Genomic DNA, 19922 nt, shown 5'->3' with positions numbered 1-19922 from the left:
AACTCCTTGTTATTTCGCTTTAGCCCAGGCGGGCGAGGAAGGGTTTTGATCAGGTCGCTGCGCATCAGCGGCGAAGCGACGGGATTTAGAGAGCATCAGCGGTTCAATTTGCTCAAGCGAAACGCCCCGGGTTTCCGGTAAGAATCGGCGGACAAACCAAAACGCGATAAGCGATCCCACCGCACACAACATCAGCGGGAAGGCACCATGAAAGTGTTCCATCAGCACCCGACTGCGGTTCATCATCGGGAAGCTTTGGGTAACGATAAAATTCGCCACGTACATTGAGGCAAACGCAAAGCCCATCGCCACGGCGCGAATACGATTAGGGAAGATTTCAGAGATCAGCAGCCAGGCACCCAGGCTCCATGAGAGGCCAAATATCAGCACGAAGGCCAACAGTCCTGTCACCGGCAGTATCCCGCCAGCATCGGCAATAAAAGCCCAGGCGGTGAACGCCATACAGATCGCACATCCCAGTGCTCCCCAGCGCAGCAGCGGCGTCCGGCCCAGACGATCGATAGTACTCAGACAAACAGCCACGCCAGCCAGCAGCGCAAGGCCAAGGAAAATGCTGTGGAACAGGGAAGCCTGAGTACTGGCAGTGACGTTTTGCAGCAGTGACGGCGCGTAATAGAGCAGGATGTTGATACCGGAAATCTGCTGCAAAATAGCAATGGCACAACCAATCATCAGGATATAGCGGGCCCGCGCATCCCGCAGGATGCCGCGCTGACTGGTCCGGATGCTGTCATCCTGATTTGACGTCAGAATCTCCTGTAACAGTCGCTCGGCGTGCCGGGCATTTGAAAGGCGGGTAAGCACGGCAAGGGCGCGCTCTTTTTTGCCGTTCAGCGCCAGCCAGCGCGGTGACTCTGGCATAAACGGCACAAGCAGCAGGAATAGCGCACAGGGCACCACGCCGGAGGCCAGCATCCAGCGCCAGCCTTCACTGACAATCCACTGATGCGGCATACCGCGTGCAATCAGGTAATTCACGATATACACCGTCACCTGTCCGCCGACCATCAGCATCTGCTGCAGGCCGAGCATCCGTCCGCGCCAGTCTTTCGGCGAAATCTCCGCGATATAAAGCGGCGTAATCGCAGAAGCCATTCCGACCGCCAGCCCGCCTGTCAGTCGCCAGAGAACAAAATCTGTCAGAGAACTCGCCAGCGCAGAGCCCACCGCGGAGAGCACAAACAGTATGGCGGTGACGATGAGTGTCGATTTACGGCCGATACGATCCGATATAAAGCCAACGCCCCATGCACCGACGATGCAGCCAAGAATGACATTTGACACCGCCCAGCCACTTTCCCAGGGGGTTAAGTTCAGATGTTCTGTCAGCGGATCGATGACACCTGAAATCACTGAAGCGTCATAACCCAGGATCACACCACTCAGTGAAGCAATGGCACAGATAAACAGAATCAGTCGTAAATTATGTTTGCGCATAATCACTTATTTCCCTTCGCTTGCTGGATTCACATCACTGCAACCCCTTTTGCAAAGATGATGCCAACCAAATCCCGGGAAAATTTGTGAGCGATGACACAGCCTTGCGTCACAAAATGGAAACAAAGTTTACATGTAAACTTAACATGTCAATAAAATGGACATTTATTCCTGAGGGAGTCGGCGGTGAATCAGCAATTGTTATTACGCGATGAGAGTGATGCGATTTTCAGCCTGCCGGACAGGCAAGAAGCTGATAGCTGGGACGCGCTGTTGTGGAAAAGCTGGCAGAGCTTTATACAGGGCGAACAGCCACCAGCAGTGCGGCATACCATCCTGCAGTCATGGCAGCGTTCGCAGCAGCATGGAATCAATCCGCATCGCTTTATCTACACCGCACCGCCGGCCAGTGAACTCACGGCCATTCTTGAGAGCAATGCCGAACTGATTCTGGTGGCGCGCAGCATTATGGAAAATTTGCTCGCCTATAACCCGGATGGTCACATTAACCTCACCGATGCGCAGGGCGTTACGCTGCATTTTTGCGGTGCCGACCTGACGCCCGTTGGCAGCATTCTGCGTGAAGAGGTTCTGGGAACAAACTGTACTGCACGCTGCCTGATTGAACAGCGGCTGGTGTACGTGCTGAGCGGAGAGAACTGGAAGTTTGATCTGCGTAAACGCCGCCGACAGTGCGCTGCGGCACCGGTCCGCGATGCCGGTGGCCAGTTGATTGGTGTGCTGACCCTGACCGCCACGCCGGATAGTTTTAACGCCCACACTCTCGGGACGGTTCAGGCGGCAGCGGAAGCGATCGGACAGCAACTGACGCTACGACGCCTGCTGGCTGAACAGCAGTCCATTCTGGAGACGCTGAATGAGGGCGTCATTGTCTGTGATAAACAGGGCCGCATCAAAACGCTCAACCGTTATGCGCGCCAGATTTTCAGCGGACTTGACCCAGGCGACGCCCCCATTGATGCGCTGCTGAAACCGCAGGGCGGTTCGCTGCTGTCCATGGCTTTCTGTAATGACCTTGAGCTGCAGTTCAGGCCGGAAGGCCTCGCTCCTCTTTCCTGCCTGATATCGTTAATGCCCGCACCGGATGGCGGGCGGGTTCTGTCACTGCGTGAAAATCAGCGTATCCGCGCCATTACGCGACGGGTAATGGGTGTGAACGCCAGTTACACGTTTGAGATGATTCGGGGCCATTCGCCGCGCCTGCAACAGGCGATCCACAAGGCACGCATCAGCAGCCGCACTGACAGCACAGTGCTGCTCAGCGGTGAAAGCGGCACCGGCAAAGAGTTGTTTGCTCAGGCCATTCATAATGCGAGCCCCCGTCAGCAGGAAGCGTTTATCGCCCTGAACTGTGGCGCATTACCGCGCGATCTGGTGCAAAGCGAGCTGTTTGGCTATGCCGATGGCGCCTTCACTGGTGCACGTCGAGGCGGTTCCGCAGGCAAATTTGAACTGGCTGACGGCGGAACCCTGTTTCTGGATGAGATAGGTGAGATGCCACTTGAAGCGCAAACCAGCTTATTGCGCGTTTTGCAGGAGGGCGAAGTGCTGCGTATCGGCGCAGCGCAGCCAGTGAAAGTGAATGTGCGCATTATCGTGGCAACTCACTGCAACTTAGCTGAAGCCGTGGAGAGAAACGCATTCCGGCGCGATCTCTTTTACCGACTGAATGTAATTTCACTGGAAATTCCGCCGCTGCGTGATCGTCGCGAAGACATTCCGGAACTGGTGAACAACTTCATTCAGGCACTCTGCACGCGTCTGAAGCGCATTCCGCCTGCGGTCACGCCACAGGCTATGGCGTGCTTACAGGCCTGGGCATGGCCGGGCAACGTCCGCGAGTTGGAAAATGTGATCGAGCGCGTCGTCAACCTGTGTGAAGGGCTGCAAATTAGCAATGCAGACCTTCCTGAATCAATGCAGGCGTCACAAGCTACGCATGTCCATCTGGATGAGGATGCCCCATCCTCTCTTCAACATATGGAACATGCCTTTATCATGCAGGTCATTGATGAACATAAGGGAAACCTGCGCCGGTCTGCACAACAGCTGGGGATCTCCCGCACAGCGCTTTATAACAAGCTCAATGCTTGGAATGTGGATTATCGCGTCTTAAGAAAAACGATTCGCTGACAACTGACTGCTGACAGAGCAGAATTTCAGTCTGTCCAATTCTTCTGTCGGCACACGCTCGTTTCGCTACGAGTACCGTAGATTACAGGCTCAATGCATTACTTGGGGGAAATGTCTGTTTTACGTTAGTCGCCATTCCCGTTTGTTTGAAAGAATCATCTGCCTGATACATTCAGCAGGAAGTAAAAAGCAAGGCTACCAAGCGCTCGCCATGCCTTGTTGAGGGCGGTAGCGTGATACACGCAGGCTGGTATGCTGTAAAAAAAGGCGGGTTATGCAGGAAGAAATCTTTTAGCCTTCGCTCGTGCGCATACGCTTTTCCCCTCTCAGCATCGAAAACAGGTCGGGCTCAATAGCCAGGAAAGATACATAAGTCCGTTTACGGCTTGATTAAATCGGATCGATAGTCGTCCGCTCCTCGCTCATAGCGGTCATCCGCCCCTTTCAGCAGGCAGCTTTGTGCCAGAAGCGGACCTTTTAAACGACTTCTATGTTGAATATCGGAAGCTGCCATCGATGAGATCTTATGGTAAATCGAGTGTTGTCATGTGCTTGGCGGGTTGTTTATCAAAAATGACTAAGAGAGTCTCTTTGGTAATAACAATCAGGGAGACGACTGTGAAGATAACGAAGATTGACCACATACACGTATACGTCGAGAACATTGAACTGGCAGAACGCTGGTACCAGGAGGTTTTTGGCTTTTCCCGCGACGACTCGCTGTACTTCTGGTTTGAGCAGGGAGGGCCGCTAGTTATCAGAAATAACGGCGCATCACTTTCCCTGTTTCTCAGGAAAAATAAGCATCCCCCGGCCATACGGTGGCTTTCGCTGTAGAAGCGGCTGCGTTTCTCAGTCTTGTGCCTGCTCTCAACGCTAAAGGCATCCCGTTTACCGTATGCGATCACGATATATCTATGTCTGTGTACTTTAACGATCTTAGCGATAATAAGATTGAGCTGACCAGCTATGAATATCTTCAGGCAAAGCAGCTTTTGGAGAGCGTTGTATAGCTTTCTTCCTTAACTGAAGTCGGAGCGCAACAGGGATGTTTGACCTGCCCCCAGGATTAAATACAAAACTCAGTTAGTAATGTCGGATCCTTCACTCTCAGAATTACCCTTTCTCCGGCTCGCTGCAAATTCAGACGGCGTCTGATAATTCAGCGTGGAGTGCGGGCGACATTCGTTATAATCCTGACGCCATTCGCTGATGGTTTTCCTGGCATGACTGACGTCGCTGAACCCGTGTTCATTCAGGCATTCATTGCGAAAGCGTCCATTAAAACTCTCAATAAATCCGTTCTGTGTCGGCTTGCCGGGCTGGATAAGCCGCAGCTCCACGCCATGCTCAAAGGCCCACTGATCGAGCGCGCGACAGGTAAACTCCGGGCCCTGATCAGTAATGCGCCCTGATAAATAGGCATCAGCCGCCGGACGCTGAGCGTCATAGCGGCAGGTCGACAGGGACAAACCAGTCAGCCTGCAGGCTCGACGTTGCGACAGACCGGTCGCATCACACATCAACACCACGGCTTCGCGCTTCTTGTCTGTCGTCAGTACTTTCGCCCAGGAGCCACCTGAAGCGCCTCCTTATCCAGCATGGCCCCGGCGAGCAGCTTCCTGAGTCTGACGTTCTCTTCCTCAGGCGACTTCAGGCGCTTAACCTCAGACACCTCCATGCCGCCATACTTCTTACGCCAGGTATAAAACGTGGCGTCGGAAAAATGCTTCTTCATGGGGCTTATAAAGACATTACTGACATCGCGGTGTATTAATCAACGGGTAGCAGGTCATGACTGACTGAATTTGACAATCAATAGCCTCATGAATCTCTGAATAATTTGACGGCGGAGCATATCGGCCGATGGCTAAAAACGCGGAACTCTTAAAAGAGTGTGGAACTAAAACAGGTGTGAATACAATAGCCGAGTTGCAAGACGCCATCTGAATTTTTAGCGAGCTGGAGAAGTAAAAAATCAGAAGGTAATCAAACCGACATTACTAACCGATTTGTTTATGATCCAGGGGAAGTCAACTCAGCTTTAGTGTACCTTAAGAAAAGACAAAGCAATCCGATTCGATTGAAACTTAATTAAGAATACACCGTCTGAGATGCCTGGTTTTTTTGCATATAAAGATTGATTCGTGCAACATGACTAAAATTTTTAGCTGCATGTTTGCCCGCCGCGAGCGTTTTTTTTCTAAACTAAATCATTCACCTTACAAATCTCCACATGTATCCCGGCACGCGGTCGAAGAGCTGACCTGCAGCCAGCTCTGCCTTACGGTGGTCGTATGCCTGAGTTATTAATAATTCGTGATCAGGATCAGCAGTATAAGTTAGATGCTCGTAAACCTTTTCAAGCGTATCCAGTGTTCTACAGCGACGGAACTTTAACAGCCATTGATATCGGGTCATGATTATTTCCTTCAGAACGGTAAGTAGCTTAAAATTTATTGATGAAAAGATGGCTGACTAAATTCCCAGAACACTAATTGTCAGTAATGCTGACATGTCCGAGTAACAGCAAATATAATTCCAGTAAAAAATAGATAACGCGAGGCAAATTTGTATTTGGCATCAATTGTGAAAATTTTTTCTGCAAGGTTGATATCAATACGATCTTTTTTCATAAAAGTAAAGAATACGGTGGTGCCGGGTGCCTCCCGGTAAGAATTTTTATATTTCCGTGACAGAATCATCATCCCCCTCAGAATTATAATTTTTTGTCACCCCTCCGCTGAGGAGAGATTCACCGCCGCCTTCTGACTACTCAGTTATGAAACTACTATAAGTCTGGCGCATTAACGATCATTTCATATGGATTTAAATTATCAATGGGATAGCATCTGAAAAGATTAATGTTAAAGAATTCTTTTCGGCCCGCCAGCTCAGTAATGATTCTACTGCTGTAGAACGAGCAATAAATACTCATAATTCAACATCACTTCAAATTAATAAATTTATAGCAAATTCGTCAAGCTCCCTGTAATGAAAAGCGCCATCTGCAACACTCAGGAAACGCTGCAGCTTAACGAATACTTATTGTTATCACATATCCGAAAAGCGTGCGGCCAAAAGATGTTGGGGTGTGCCTGCATCAGCAGGCGTGATTCCTGGGCCGTAATGATATTAGCCTGCAACGCTTAGACCCGCATGTAAATATCAACTTCCCGAAGGTTTTTCCTCAGGTAACCTGTTTCATCCTGACTATATGCTTCACCTCAACGTCGCTCGAAGGGTAAGCCGTTTTCTCGGCAGTTGTACCTGCCATTTACACACACTCATCAGCCACTAGCAAAGAGACTCCTGTAATGAAAGATTTCAAATATGTACGTCTTTTTTTGCAATTAATGACATTGCCTGAACTTATTATAGGTCAAATTACCAGAAAAATGGCTATGTCAGGATCTGGCATCAATTAACAGCGAGAGTGCAACTATCCAAAAAAACAACCATGAAGAGACCAACTTTTTAAGTAAATTAATCAGGAAAACATTGACTTACAATAATTATTAACTATCTGCGGAATCGGTTTTAGCACCCAATTATAAGCACTGAAGAATGCAGTCTGATACAATAATTTGTTATATATATTAATGATTTCTGAAGTAATCTCAGACATGCAGGCATGTAATTCATAATTATTATTAATCTTTTTCAAGAGGGTCTGCTCGTTATTTTTTATTTTTTATTTGAAAATAATATATTTTTCATATACATATTTGGATTGTACGGCCGGTTTTTATTGGCTTATAAAAAATATTTCTTTAATTGGTTTTTCTGAAAGATTCCCTGCCTTTGTTAGTAAATCTAATAACACTTTAGAAATTAAAAAAACTATTATTTTTGGTCCTTTAAGCCTGAAGTTTATCTACATACATGCCGTTAAAAAAGTTGATGCCAGATATTCCTATACCCTAACAATGAGAAAACATATGAAAATATCTACTCGGCTTGCGTCAGGCTTTGGCCTGATTATTCTACTTTTTATAATCTGTACTGCCGTTGCACTTAGCGCACTCCATAAGGCCAGCGACGGCATGGACGACGTTGTCAACGTCAAAATGAAAAAGTATCAGTTGATACTGGACATGCGCGGCGGCCTGAGAGATATGGGTATCGCGGTTCGTAACATTGCCCTGCTTACCACTCCTGAGACCATGAAACCTGAATGGGATCGCCTGCAGAAGCAGAAAACGCTCTATGTCGAAAATCGACAGACTCTTGGTAATTTTATGAAAATTGACTCAACGCCACAGGGTCGTAAGCTATTCAGCCAGATAGTTGAAGCTGAGGGCCCGACGCTGGCTGCGCTGGAGCAGGCTGGTCGTCTGGGGCTGGCTAACCAGAACCAGGAAGCAATCACTTACCTCATGAACATTACGCGTCCGGCGCAGAGCATCCTGCTGAAAGCCCTGAACGACATGACGCAGGTTCAGATGAAAAACTCCCAGTCCGCCGTTGAACACAACGATCAATTAGTTCAACGTGCAACACTGATACTTATGGTAATTGCGGGCATATCGGTGCTTATATCGTTTGGAACATGCTTATTTATTATAAGGATACTGATGCGTCAGCTGGGCGGAGAACCCGCGCAGGCACAGGCGCTTGCAGCTACAATCGCATCAGGAGACCTGACGACGGCGGTCATGCTGCGCCGTAACGACACGAGCAGCCTGCTGGCGTCACTTGACCGCATGCAGGCCAATCTTCGGGGGCTGGTATCGCAGATTAAAGAATCATCCACCTCAGTGGCGTTGGCCGCTGATGAAATATCTAAGGGCAATACTGAGCTTTCATCCCGCACGGAACAGCAGGCGGCTGCACTTCAGGAAACGGCGGCCAGCATGGAACAGCTTACCGCCACGGTTAAAAGCAACACGGCGGGCGCGCAGCAGACTGCAGAGTCAGCCCGTGAAGCCGCGTCACTCGCCCGCACGGGCGAAGCGGATGTACAGCGTATGTCGGAAACCATGAACGCCATCTCGCTGAGCGCGGGAAAGGTACGGGATATTACCGCCGTTATTGAAAGTATCGCTTTCCAGACCAATATTCTTGCACTTAATGCGGCGGTGGAGGCTGCGCGGGCAGGCGAAGAAGGGCGGGGTTTTGCTGTGGTAGCCGGGGAGGTAAGGACGCTTGCGCAGCGCAGCGCTACAGCCGCGCGGGATATCAAGCAGCTGATTGAGCAGGCCGTTCAACAGGTAGACGGCGGCGTGGAGGTCGCTGCAGGTACTGGGCAGAGTATTCTCAAAATCGTCGGTATGGTGGGTGAACTGGCAGAGGCCATGGACAACATTTCACTGGCCTCATCCGAGCAGATGCAGGGCATTTCCCAGATCAGCGTGGCGGTTAGTCAGATGGACGGAGTGACGCAGAATAACGCCGCGCTGGTTGAGGAATCATCTTCGGCGTCACAGTCGCTTTCAGAGCAGGCACATGCGCTGCGTGGAATGGTTGAGACTTTCAGAGTGTAAGACTACTGATAAGACGGCCACACTGAATCCAGCATCATGTCCGTCTTTTAATCTTTGTGAGTTCAACCGATGGATGTAACACACTTATTGAACCGTTCTGCGGGTGATTCATAGTCAAGCGTTTTTCTCGGTCTTTCGTTGAGCTGTCTGGCAAAGCTGTTTAGTTTTTGCTGGCTGTGAACCGATAAGTCAGTTCCCTTTGGAAAATATTGTCTGAGCAACCTGTTCGTATTTTCATTTGAGCCACGTTGCTAGGGAGATTGAGGATCACAGAAGTAAATCTGGATGTCTATTGCTACAGTAAACCGGGTGTGGCTGGTCATTTCAGCACCCCGGTCCCATGTTAATGTTTTATAAAGCTCAGCAGGTTATTCCCGTGCTTGTTTGATAAGTGCAGATATGACCGTTATGGTCTTGTTGTCCCTGATTTTGGCCAATGTAACAAAGCGGGAATGACGTTCTGCGAGGGTGACGATACAGGAGTTTTTCGAGCCCTGGATCAGGTCACCTTCCCAGTGACCCGGTATGGCTCTGTCTGCGGCTTCAGGTGGCCTTTCGCTTATCGGTATCGCATACGGGATTGATCCTAACCCTTTCCCTTTAAGCGATGATGTTCTGGATCTACGCACGACTCTTCCGCTTCTGAGGCATTGCTGCAGCTCTTTTTAATGCACCCCGGGTTTGTATAAAAAGCGTTTTATAAATCGTTTCGTATGACACATGCATTTCCTGATTATCCGGATAACAGCGTTTCAGCCAACCGGCGATTTGTTCCGGCGACCAGTCCTGATGCATCTTCTCTGCAATGATTTTACACAATGTGGGGCTTTCAATTAGCTTGCAGGGTTTTAGTCTCAGAGCTCGTTCCCAGGCAGCTGCATCGGCTTTTGCTGCACGGTATTCTTTTGCACCACCGTGCCTCCTGACCTCGCGGCTAATCGTTGAGGGTGCTCTTGATAATTTGGCAGCTATGTCCCTGATACTAAGCTTTGCTACCAGTTCTCTGGATATCTCCTCTCTTTCATCAAGCGAGTAACGCCGGAAGCTCGTGCCGCCGATGGCAATAACGTGTACGTTATCGTCCTCGGGTACCCTGCCGATGAGGCTCCGGTAGAAGGCTTCGATGAGTATGAACTCAGCATCACCCTCCACCAGAATTACCTTCTGCGACAGGGCGAACTCCAGTACGTTGTTATCCGGTGCCTTCATGAAAAAATGCGCGGTTTCAACGGACAGGTGCTCTAGCATAACGGGACGGTTATCTCCGAGCAGTATGGCGTTACGGAGATCCAGGCGCGATGAAATATGGCTGCTGTGCGTGGCCACGAAGAGCTGGGTCTGCCGCTCTGCGGCAAGCTGACTCACGAGCTTTTTCATGTTCACATGGCTGAGATGATTTTCCGGTTCTTCAAGCAGCAGCGCGTGAAGCTCGCCCCGCTTCTCCCGACGGCGTAGCGCAAATTCGGTTTTGATAAAGCACTGCCTGCCTTTTCCGCGGCTGCGGATAGAGATCCCCTCCTCTGTAATATCTAGGTTTGCTTCCAGACCCGCTTTTCCACCATACCTGACGCTGAACTGGTAAGTATCCAGCTCGCCGTTAATAGATGCGAGATGCTGCTCCCGAAAGTGGTTTTTCTGCTGGCGCCAGGTGTTTTCCAGACGGTAGCGATCGGCCAGAGAGACGCTGACGCCGAATACCGCACGGGTATATTCCTGCGCCGCATGATCACTGTCTATGCGTGCGCTGTCGAGCAGCATGTGCCGCAGATATCGCCTGTAGCCCGCGCAGGGGCCGCCTGAAAACGTGCTGAATTTTACGGCGTAATATTCATAGGGAAAATTCTGCGTGTCCTGATCCAGTGCGTAACGGATATCCTGACCGTACTCATCCAGCATTGGCGCTATGCACATTCTGAGACCATCAGCGTCCCTGTCTGCAAGATTCTGACGGCCGTTAAGGTCAGGATCCCGGCCGGGACTAAAAAATACATCAGCAATAAGTTCAGGCAAAAGCTCGGCACGGCGCTCTCCTGCCTGAAAAGCGGTCACGGCATGCTGTGAAAGAAGCGATTCAAGGCCCAGTGCTTCCACCCGATGGCGACTGTTGCTCAGCACAAGGTCCAGCGCGAGCAGAATGCTGCTTTTCCCGGACTCATTGTCGCCGATAAGCACGTTCCTGCCCGGCTGAAAGTTAAGTGTAAGGGAATCAAATTTTTTAAAGTTTCGGAGCATCAGGCTGGTGATGACAGGCATGATTTCTTCCAGAGTCAGGATCGCCGGAAGCTTGCTTCTCAGCCGATCGGTTCCATTTCCCGGGCAGCGTGACAATGCGTACACCAGAATCTGCCACCATGGATGCTCCCCGGTCGTCACGGGGTTAACTACATGCTCTCAGGATAATGTCATGTAATCAGACGCAATTACGTGAACAGGCGCATTTTCCAATCAGTTGGTTCCGTCAAAGCCCTCTACAGCTTAACTTCCGTTGGTCCTGCGTCCGAAGTAACCATATGTGCATTGCAGGGCGTGACTTTCATGCAGCCTTACGTAATACCTGCCTGAACTACCCATACTGCATGTGTGCTGGAGGGAACTGATAAAGTTAATTCTGTGTGCTGGCGGGAAGAAATGTCCTGAGAAGACATGCAGGCTGGCCGGAACGTCCGGACTGTAAACCGGTTAAGTGTGCGCTGACGGGAAACAGGGGGGTAACAAAAGCTACGGATGTGCGCTGACGGGATAACCCATATTGAAGACGAAGATACATAACGCCTGGGGGCCAAAAGGCCTGAATGGAAAGGATTTGCAGGACGAGGCAAGCTAAAGAGGTTGGATCCGTGTGCGCTTTAGGGACAGAGTTTCCCGCCAGTACACATTTTGCAAACGCCAGACACTAACACTGCAAGTTAATGCCCGTCAGCGCACATCATAAAGGCACAGGTCTCTCTTAAACCCGCCAGCACACATCATAAAGTGCAGAGCACTCTTTATCCCACCAACAAATTTATACGTCAGCAGGCTTTAGCTTTGGATTACGCTTATGAATTATAAGGTAATTTTCACGTTCCTTTCGTACAAGAGAAAATTCCAGATAACCAATTTTCTTCAGCTGCTCCAGTGCTTTTTTGATAGTGCGGTTTTGTTCACTGACGGAACTATTGAGTGAAAGACGTTCGCGAAGCCGTGAAAACCCAACGGGCACAGGGTTTGCCGGAAGACTTTCGATGAAGGTGTAAATTGCCTGCGCCGCTTCCTTCTTGGGAAGAGCTTTTATCGCATGCTGCTGCAGCAAAACACGATAATCCAGCTGGAACAGTTCCCAGAGTTTTTCATCGGCTTCAAGCTGAACAATATCTTTATCCGCGTCAAAATAGCCCGTTTTCAGAAGGCCGGTCTGATAGCTTCCACGTACATCCTTACCACGTTTGAAGGAGATAGACTTATTACGAAGCTTACCCAGTGATTCATGAATCGCATTACGTAAACGGCCGTCTATGCGCTTTGATGAAAATCCACAACCCTTAGCAAATTCTGAGAATTTCAGCTCTATGGTATTTGAATGAAGGCCATACTTGCTGAAGGCATAGATGACACCGATCCAGACCTTAAAGTCACAATCCATATCAAGCCGGGGTCCGGCTATATTAATATTGTCATACCCTTCAGCCCGGGCTATCTCCAGCTGAGAAAACAGCTCAGAGGCGTCGACGACGTTATTTTCACCCTGAGATTTCGTGGGCTTAGGAACGAACACGCCCAGCCGCATAAGTGCAACAGGCTGAACAGTATTGTTGGAATTAACTGTGAGCTGTTTTTCCTTACTGACCATATCACTATACAGCGAATCGCCTATAAATGATTCATTTTTCATGGTCTTATATGAATCTCCCTCACGTGTCAGGCTGTTGTGAATGTTTTATACTGCCATCCCGCCAGCACACACAATACATCCCTCCAGCACACATTACCACCCTACCAGCACACATCGTATTCCCGTCAGCACACATAAATATCCCGTCAGCACACATCGGTATTGCCAGTTTCGTCAGGCACAGCAGGGCCTGTGAGGATCCGGGATCTATTTGGTACTATAAGGATCTAACTGGATACTATATTGGATCGGACCTGTGTATTTGTGGATAAAACAGATTAATCCTGATCTACTGGCCTAACGCGCCTTCGGCTTTTTCAACCGGTGCGCAGTCCACAAAAAATTTGTGAACTGCGCACCGGTTAAAGTTGAACAACTGTGTTTATTCAAATGATTGTTCTGATCGCTGTGGAACATCACACCTGAGGGCTTACCGCGAGTTACCCATGCCATTTTCAGCGCTTTTATGGTAAATCTGCTGGCTGAATAAGGCTGCCAGTACGGCCTCAGCGCAAAGCAAGTCTGCCTCTGGCACTCCTGCACCGGCTTGCTCTCTGAGCAGAACGACCTGTTCCGGCTGACTTACGTCTTGTAGGCCGCTAAAAACGCGTATAGGACTTTCTGGCTGCTCGCCGACTGGGAGTGGACCAGGCAATATGCTTTCACGCTCAACCCGATCGTGAACAGCACTACCTCTCCCGAACCTGTCTGGACGGCGCGCCTGTCCGGGCGAATTTGAGCTGAGGCTGAGGATGTTATTAAATGTGCAGGCCGACCTGTTCATTACGGAGCGGTGGGGCAGTGAGGCTCTGGTCGGCTGTGCCTGGCAGTTCCGAACGTAACCCGGAATCGTAGAAGATCAATCAGTGACAAATTAGTGCTAGGTCATCTTCAGTCAGTCAGATCATCTGGATGACAGTGCTACGATCGATACCATTCTGCAGCATGTGGGCAATTTTCAGGGTCGCTTCGCGCCCACCTTCAGAACGTCCTGTCTCTATGCCGCGCTGTTCACCCCGTTGTTCACCAAGCTGAATACCCTTCTCGAGACCTTTCTGTTCCAGCTTTTGTGCGATACTCATAAAAACTGCCTCATGTTGCGGTGACCGTCGGGCCAGTTCTTCCAGAAATGCTTCGGGTCTGACCCTGTCTCGCGTTTATTAGGGTGTACTAATCAACAAGGAGCAGGTCACAGATGGTAAGGACCTGCATCAATTCTTCTATTGAAGAGCCAACATTCACATATCTATTTGACAAACCTCCATACATACCCAGTTATACGATCAAAAATTTTGCCTGCGGCAAACTCAGCTTGACCTGCTCCCCTTTGCCTAGTTAATCGACTGTATACACCCATGAGTTATGGATAAGAAACATGGGTTGTCACACCTAAGGTCGAATACATCTGATCAGGATCTGCCAATCTGCCATCAGAGATTTCTCTCCTGTTTCATCTAAAACTCTTGCCTTAACAGGTTTACAGAGCATATATTTCGATTGTCCATATAAATACGAACTATTGAACAGTGGGAAGGTTACTATGACATTGCATCAAAACAGCAGTCAGCATCGGCTGGGCTGGAGTCTGGCTCTGCTGGCGTTTGCCCAGCTCATCATTTCTCTGGATATCAACATCGTATTCGTTGCATTACCGGAAATCGGAAGCGGCCTCGGATTTTCTGAACAAACCCTGCAGTGGGTCGTCAGTGCATATACGGTATTCTGCGGAGGCTTTCTGCTTTTTGGTGGCAGGGCGGCCGATCTGCTTGGTCAGCGCCGCATGTTTATCGGCGCACTCTGGCTTTATGCGATTTCATCGCTGGTAGGAGGCCTGGCATGGCGTCCGGAAGTCATTATTGCTGCACGGGCAGTACAGGGGATTGGCGGAGCCTTCCTCTTCCCGGCGACGCTTTCCCTGATCAATCGTCTTTTCCGTGAAGGACCCGAACGAAACCGCGCTCTGGCTGCATGGGGCGGAGCAGGCGCCAGCGGACTGACAATCGGTTCACTGGCTGGCGGATTTCTCACGAGTTACTTTGGCTGGTCTTCGGTCTTCTACGTCAACGTTCTGCTGGCAGGCATAGCTATTATTGCAGCATTTCTGGTGATCCCTGCCGATCCGGCGCGTCATGAGAAACGCAGTTTCGACCTGCCGGGCGCGCTGACCGTGACTGCAGCTTCAACGCTGTTTGTTTTTGCTCTGGTGCAGGGCCCCGAATACGGCTGGGACACCCCGCTTATCCGTAACTCGCTTATTCTGGCTGTCGTCAGCCTGGTGCTGTTTGTGCTCATTGAGTCAAAAAGCAAAGACCCGCTCATGCCTATGCAGCTGTTCCGCAATAAAAATCTGGTCGCTGCCGTTTCAGTGACGTTTCTCTATATGGGAACGTTCGGCGCACTGCCTTATTTTGAGACCGTGCTCTTCCAGAACGTTATGCATTACAGCGCGCTGGAAACCGGCCTTGCCTTTATCGTTCCTTCTGTCTCCATCTTTATCGGTACTCAGGCCGGTGCGCGTCTTGCAAACGCCATGGGTACCCGCAACGCCCTGATTGGAGGTTGTATTGTGGGTATTGCTGGCACGCTGTTGATGATGAACGGTGCAGATGTATCCGCGACCTATAAAGATATCCTGCCGGGGCTGATTGTCTCAGGCCTGGGCCAGGGGATCGTCTGGACGGCAATGTGGATCGCAGCGGCAACCGGTGTTGCCCACAATGAGCAGGGTATTGCATCAGGCATGGCATCCACAACGCTGAACGTGGGCAATGCTATTGGTCTGGCTGTGCTGATTGCCGTTTCCTCGTCCATGACCGCCACCACGGGGCCTGTTGCAGATAATATCGCTGCACTGACTTCAGAGGCGTTTCACGCGTTCCTTTTCGCTTCCGCTGGTATGGCGATTGCCCTGTTAATTTCCTTCAGCCTGCCAGGTAAAAAGCGCCTCGTTGCTTCTGCGCAGGAAACCGTTTAAGGGATATGTCTCCGGCCGGAAACGGCCGGAATGGAGCATCTTGATGTCTGACCTGTTAGCTTTACCTTACCCTGTTCTGCCGCATGAACTGTCCAGATACGCTTTCCTTTTCGATATCGACGGCACGCTTGCTGAGCTCAGGCCAACGCCTGGTGAGGTTCAGATAAATGAAACCGTAACTAGTTTCCTGGATTTTCTTTCACAGCATCGGATCCCCTGTGCCCTGATATCCGGACGCAGCATACTGGACATTGATACCCTGTTTTTATCAAACAACGTTCCCTGCGCAGGCGTCCACGGAGCAGAAATCCGCTATGCAGACGGAAAGTACGAGCGGCTTTCAATATGCGGCAGTGATGTTGCTCACGTCTGGGAGCGTCTCAAACTGGCCTGTATGCGTTATCCGGCATTACGCCTTGAAAATAAGCTCATTTCATTTGCCATTCATTTCCGCGACGCGCCGGAGCTGGCAGCCGTCGCTATGTGGACAGCCGCCTCGCTGGCCGAACTGTATCCGGGCACCTTTGCTGTTCAGCATGGTAAATTTGTCTGCGAGCTCCGGCCCGTGAAAGCCAGTAAAGGGGCAGCCGTTGAAAAGATGATGATGTCACCGGCATTTTGCGGCAGAACGCCTGTCTATGTCGGCGATGATATTACCGATGAGACGGCATTCAGGACGGTCAATGAAATGGAAGGTTTCTCAGTAAAGGTCGGCGATGAGGAAACGTCAGCAACATACAGGCTTAAAGACGTTGTCGGTGTTCATCGCTGGCTTGCCCGCTTAATGTCCCGTGCCGCGGCAGGCGGCGGTGTGCACGCGCAGGGCGCTGATAAATGCCCTTCTTGATATAATCAGCAGTACCGAAATGAACAGTCCGGCAGTCAGCGTCCAGCCCGGGCTTAAAAACGTAGCCGCAGAGCCTGTATAGATCCCGGAGCACAGCCCCCCGAAAGTCAGCATAACGAGTGCAATCGTTGAAAGTATCGGTGCATGTGATGGTCTGGAAGCCATGGCTGAGGCCATCACAGCGGGTAATACTCCGCCAAGCGCAAAACCCGTTGCAAAACTGCCTGCGCCCATTACCGCTGTCCCTGTCCCTGCCAGAATTACACTAATGCCTCCCAGCAGGATGATGTCATCCAGCAGAACCAGCCTGAAATCAGGGCAGCTTTTACCGGCAACCATGCTGCCTGCCCTTCTCAAGATCATCCCTAAAGAAAACAACAACATAACATGATTGGCTGAAACCTGAGGAATGCCTTTGCTCATTGCATATGTTACCAGCCAGACATTCTGCTGCCACTCAACAAAACCAATTGAAAAACAGATGATTGCGTAATTAATAAGAGTTTTCTTCGAACCTGTAGTGTCGCACTCCAGCGAAAAAGAAGTCTTTTCTTCCGCGGACAGAGAGACGTTCCTTTCCGCAGAATACGGACGGAAAAACGCCAAAGCGAGAGGAATCATTAAAAATGCTAAAGTGATGTTCGCAAAAGACAGGGCTTTAAAGAATATCTGCCAGGGATAATTGCTGCTCATTATTAAGTTGATCAGCAAAGGGGCGACAAGGGTTCCTGCACTGAATGAAAAATCAGCAAAACTGAGCGCGGCCTGCCGTTTTTCCGGGAAAAACCAGCTGACTGAAGTATGGCAGGAAGTAAAAATTATGCCACCTGCAGTACCAGTCATACCGTAGAAAAAACAGAACAAAAAAAATGATGGCGTAACGGAAAGGCCAAAAATAGCTATCGCGGCCGCGAGGCATGCAGAAAGGAAAAGTGAAGAAAGCTGAAGTCTTTTAAGCAGATGTGATGTGATATAAGACCCCAGGCAAAAGCCCGAGGACCATAGAAGAAACACCTGACCAGCAAGAGGTAATGGCAGGTCAAATGCAATGCTGATTTGCGGGAGCAGTGGTCCGATTCCCGCCCCCAGCAATCCCCAGCTTAACAGCAAAAAACCAATAAAAAATAATAAGCTACTTCTGCGGTCAGACATCCGGATTAAAATGCCTGACGGTCTCACCTGTTAATTTATCTTTTTCAGTAGCAGCCAAGAAAGAGGTCAGAAGCCCCGGAAAACGCGCCTCAAGATCTTCTTTGCGTAATGAGAGTAAGTTTTCGCGCCCCGACGGCGTTTGCCAGATCACTCCGCTATCCCTCAGCACGCGCCAGTGATGTGTCAGCGTGGATTTTGATACGCCTTTAAGCACAGATCCGCAGGTGTGCTCACTTCCATCAGCAAGAACACGTACAACGGTCATACGCATTGGATTGCCCAGAGCCGCAAGCACGTGCTCCAGTCTGATTTGGTCCCGGTCCGGATGGTGTCTAATCATTAGTGCCTTCTTAACGTACGTAGGTACGTAAATTATCAAACATATTCCCGGTTTTGTACATGTTTTCAGCACGTCAGCTTCATGTTTTGTGATGTGTTTCTCTTTGTCGGGACCGCAAATCGGTTAATACGCAATCAAAATATGCACTCTTAACCATTAGGGATATTAATATGCGTAATTATCACCCATGGGGTAACCACACGAAAAAAAACATAAAATTAACAATTTATTTTCAGCTGGCAACCAAGTAAATCTTTCTGATCTTTTATTTTTATTGAATTAATCAATGGCTTGATTTCGTTTTGTTTTGCGGTGCGCTTTGTTGACACAAAATTACATTCTGGTTATTTCTATATGCGACTGTACTAGTGAATATGAACAGTAGTCTGTTCTGGCGTTACACTGTTCATCCTGGTTGCTGATGACCTTATTCACTTTCATTTTCTTATAGGGAGATAACAGTGAGTTATATACAGCGCCCGCTGAAGCCTGAAGTTCAGGATCAGTTGATCAACGTTGAGCCGTTGCATCAGATTATTAATGAGTATCGCGATAAGGGAGATAAAGATCGGCGAACCCCCGGTGCAGTAATGGACGCGCTGATGGAAGCCGGCGTTCACCGGATCTGGGTTTCAAAAGCTTTTGGGGGCGCTCATCTGAGCCTTCCTTCAGGTATGGCACTCATTGAATCTATTGCCCGGCAGGACGCCTCTGTCGCCTGGCAGATGGGGGTGCAGGGAGCACTCAGCCGGCTTTCCGACTACTTACCGGAATCTTCTGCCCGGCATATTTTCCAGGATCACTCCAGACTCATCGTGGGTGTGGTTGCGCCGAGTGGAAAAGCAGAGCGGGTCGGAGGCGGATTTCTGCTGAAGGGCCGCTGGTCATTTGCAAGTGGTTCAGCCCATGCGGACTGGCTGGCCTGTGCTGCCGTTGTGACTGAGAAGGGCCAGCCGGTTATGACGGATGCCGGTCCGCTGACACAGATGCTTTTTGTTCCTAAAAAAGATTACCGGCTTATGGATGACTGGTATACAACGGGGCTTCGGGGTACCGGCAGTAATTCTTTTGAAGTGAACGATGTGTTTGTACCCGACGAATTCACTATCCCTGGTCCGGATTTACTGGCACCGCCACCGGAACGCCCGTCCCGCGCATTTGGCATTGGCTATTATGACTTCGGGCCTTTTACGTCCGCTCCGACCACGTTAGGCATTGCGCAGGACGCACTGGAGTCTTTCCGGGAAATGGCGGTTTCGAAAGTGCCTCTCGGTGGCAAAACTCCATTGAGGCAGAGTCATACCGTACATGAAAAAATCGGCTATGCCTGGTCTCTGCTGCTGTCGTCCCGGTTACTGATTGAAAATGCAGCGTCACACGCGATTCAGGATGGCTACTCAGGGCAGCGACTCAGCGCGCTGATCCGTTTATCTGCGTCAACAACAGCCCGTAACGCGAAAAAAATTGTTGATATCGTCCACACATTGTCCGGAGCAACCTCAGTATATGAGGGTGACCGGCTTGAAAAATGTTTTCGCGATATTAATACAGCCGTAAAACATATCACTTTAGCTCCTGCAAGTATTGAAATGGTTGGCCAGTTTATTATGGAAGAAGAACTGCTAATCAGACGGTAGTAA

The 19922-nt window shown here is 49.9% G+C and carries 11 protein-coding genes and 4 pseudogenes; 6 read left to right on the top strand and 9 right to left on the bottom strand.

The features are described 5' to 3' along the window. Positions 1-9: 9 nt before the first annotated feature. A complete protein-coding gene (locus AC1V0D_RS21345; protein ID WP_482908053.1) occupies positions 10-1458 on the bottom strand; it encodes a sugar porter family MFS transporter in 1449 nt (482 codons plus the stop codon). 186 nt (positions 1459-1644) lie between these two features. Here AC1V0D_RS21345 and AC1V0D_RS21340 point away from each other — a divergent pair, with 186 nt between their 5' ends. Both AC1V0D_RS21340 and AC1V0D_RS21335 read left to right on the top strand, forming a co-directional pair. Further along, positions 1645-3612 carry a sigma-54-dependent Fis family transcriptional regulator gene (locus AC1V0D_RS21340; RefSeq protein ID WP_482908052.1) on the top strand — a complete coding sequence of 656 codons (1968 nt, stop codon included), beginning with the start codon at positions 1645-1647 and terminating at the stop codon, positions 3610-3612. Positions 3613-4128: 516 nt separating this feature from the next. Beyond that, positions 4129-4449, top strand: coding sequence for a VOC family protein (locus AC1V0D_RS21335; RefSeq protein WP_482908072.1), 321 nt, complete (start codon positions 4129-4131; stop codon positions 4447-4449). A gap of 245 nt (positions 4450-4694) precedes the next feature. On the opposite strand, the pseudogene AC1V0D_RS21330 reads toward AC1V0D_RS21335, so the two are convergent. Continuing rightward, positions 4695-5347, bottom strand: a pseudogene (locus AC1V0D_RS21330) (integrase core domain-containing protein); the annotation flags it as partial. Positions 5348-5829: 482 nt separating this feature from the next. After that, entirely contained in the window at positions 5830-6033 is a 204-nt protein-coding gene (locus AC1V0D_RS21325) for an Hha/YmoA family nucleoid-associated regulatory protein (protein WP_482908051.1), read from the bottom strand. A 1520-nt stretch (positions 6034-7553) separates the two neighbouring features. On the opposite strand from AC1V0D_RS21325, the gene AC1V0D_RS21320 reads away from it, so the two are divergent. Beyond that, positions 7554-9098, top strand: a complete 1545-nt coding sequence (locus AC1V0D_RS21320) for a methyl-accepting chemotaxis protein (protein ID WP_482908071.1) — start codon at positions 7554-7556, stop codon at positions 9096-9098. 62 nt (positions 9099-9160) lie between these two features. On the opposite strand, the pseudogene AC1V0D_RS21315 reads toward AC1V0D_RS21320, so the two are convergent. From AC1V0D_RS21315 to AC1V0D_RS21300, 4 genes and pseudogenes are all read right to left on the bottom strand, one after another. Continuing rightward, positions 9161-10130 (bottom strand): annotated as a pseudogene (locus AC1V0D_RS21315) (IS30 family transposase); the annotation flags it as partial. Next, positions 10131-11351 (bottom strand): annotated as a pseudogene (locus AC1V0D_RS21310) (ATP-dependent nuclease); the annotation flags it as partial. A 751-nt stretch (positions 11352-12102) separates the two neighbouring features. Then, positions 12103-12969: a RepB family plasmid replication initiator protein gene (locus AC1V0D_RS21305; protein WP_482908050.1), complete on the bottom strand. Its 867-nt coding sequence runs from the start codon at positions 12967-12969 to the stop codon at positions 12103-12105. An 899-nt stretch (positions 12970-13868) separates the two neighbouring features. Further along, positions 13869-14105: pseudogene (locus tag AC1V0D_RS21300) on the bottom strand (ISNCY family transposase); the annotation flags it as partial. Between the two features lie 404 nt (positions 14106-14509). Here AC1V0D_RS21300 and AC1V0D_RS21295 point away from each other — a divergent pair. Then, on the top strand, positions 14510-15943 hold the full coding sequence (locus tag AC1V0D_RS21295; protein WP_482908049.1) for an MFS transporter: 1434 nt from the start codon (positions 14510-14512) through the stop codon (positions 15941-15943). A gap of 43 nt (positions 15944-15986) precedes the next feature. Beyond that, the gene (otsB, locus tag AC1V0D_RS21290) at positions 15987-16790 is read left to right on the top strand and encodes a trehalose-phosphatase (RefSeq protein ID WP_482908048.1); all 804 of its coding nucleotides are present in this window, start codon (positions 15987-15989) and stop codon (positions 16788-16790) included. Here otsB and AC1V0D_RS21285 read toward each other — a convergent pair. Together AC1V0D_RS21285 and AC1V0D_RS21280 are read right to left on the bottom strand one after the other, a co-directional pair. Then, positions 16725-17942, bottom strand: coding sequence for an MFS transporter (locus tag AC1V0D_RS21285; RefSeq protein ID WP_482908047.1), 1218 nt, complete (start codon positions 17940-17942; stop codon positions 16725-16727). The genes otsB and AC1V0D_RS21285 overlap by 66 nt on opposite strands. Further along, positions 17935-18282 carry an ArsR/SmtB family transcription factor gene (locus AC1V0D_RS21280; RefSeq protein WP_033781278.1) on the bottom strand — a complete coding sequence of 116 codons (348 nt, stop codon included), beginning with the start codon at positions 18280-18282 and terminating at the stop codon, positions 17935-17937. The genes AC1V0D_RS21285 and AC1V0D_RS21280 overlap by 8 nt, the downstream gene beginning before the upstream one ends. 461 nt (positions 18283-18743) lie before the next feature. Between AC1V0D_RS21280 and AC1V0D_RS21275 the strand changes: the two genes are divergently transcribed. Continuing rightward, on the top strand, positions 18744-19919 hold the full coding sequence (locus AC1V0D_RS21275) for an acyl-CoA dehydrogenase family protein (protein ID WP_482908046.1): 1176 nt from the start codon (positions 18744-18746) through the stop codon (positions 19917-19919). Positions 19920-19922: the final 3 nt, after the last annotated feature.

This window comes from Pantoea sp. PA1, from assembly GCF_056856975.1.
This window is presented reverse-complemented; position numbering and strand designations above follow the sequence as displayed.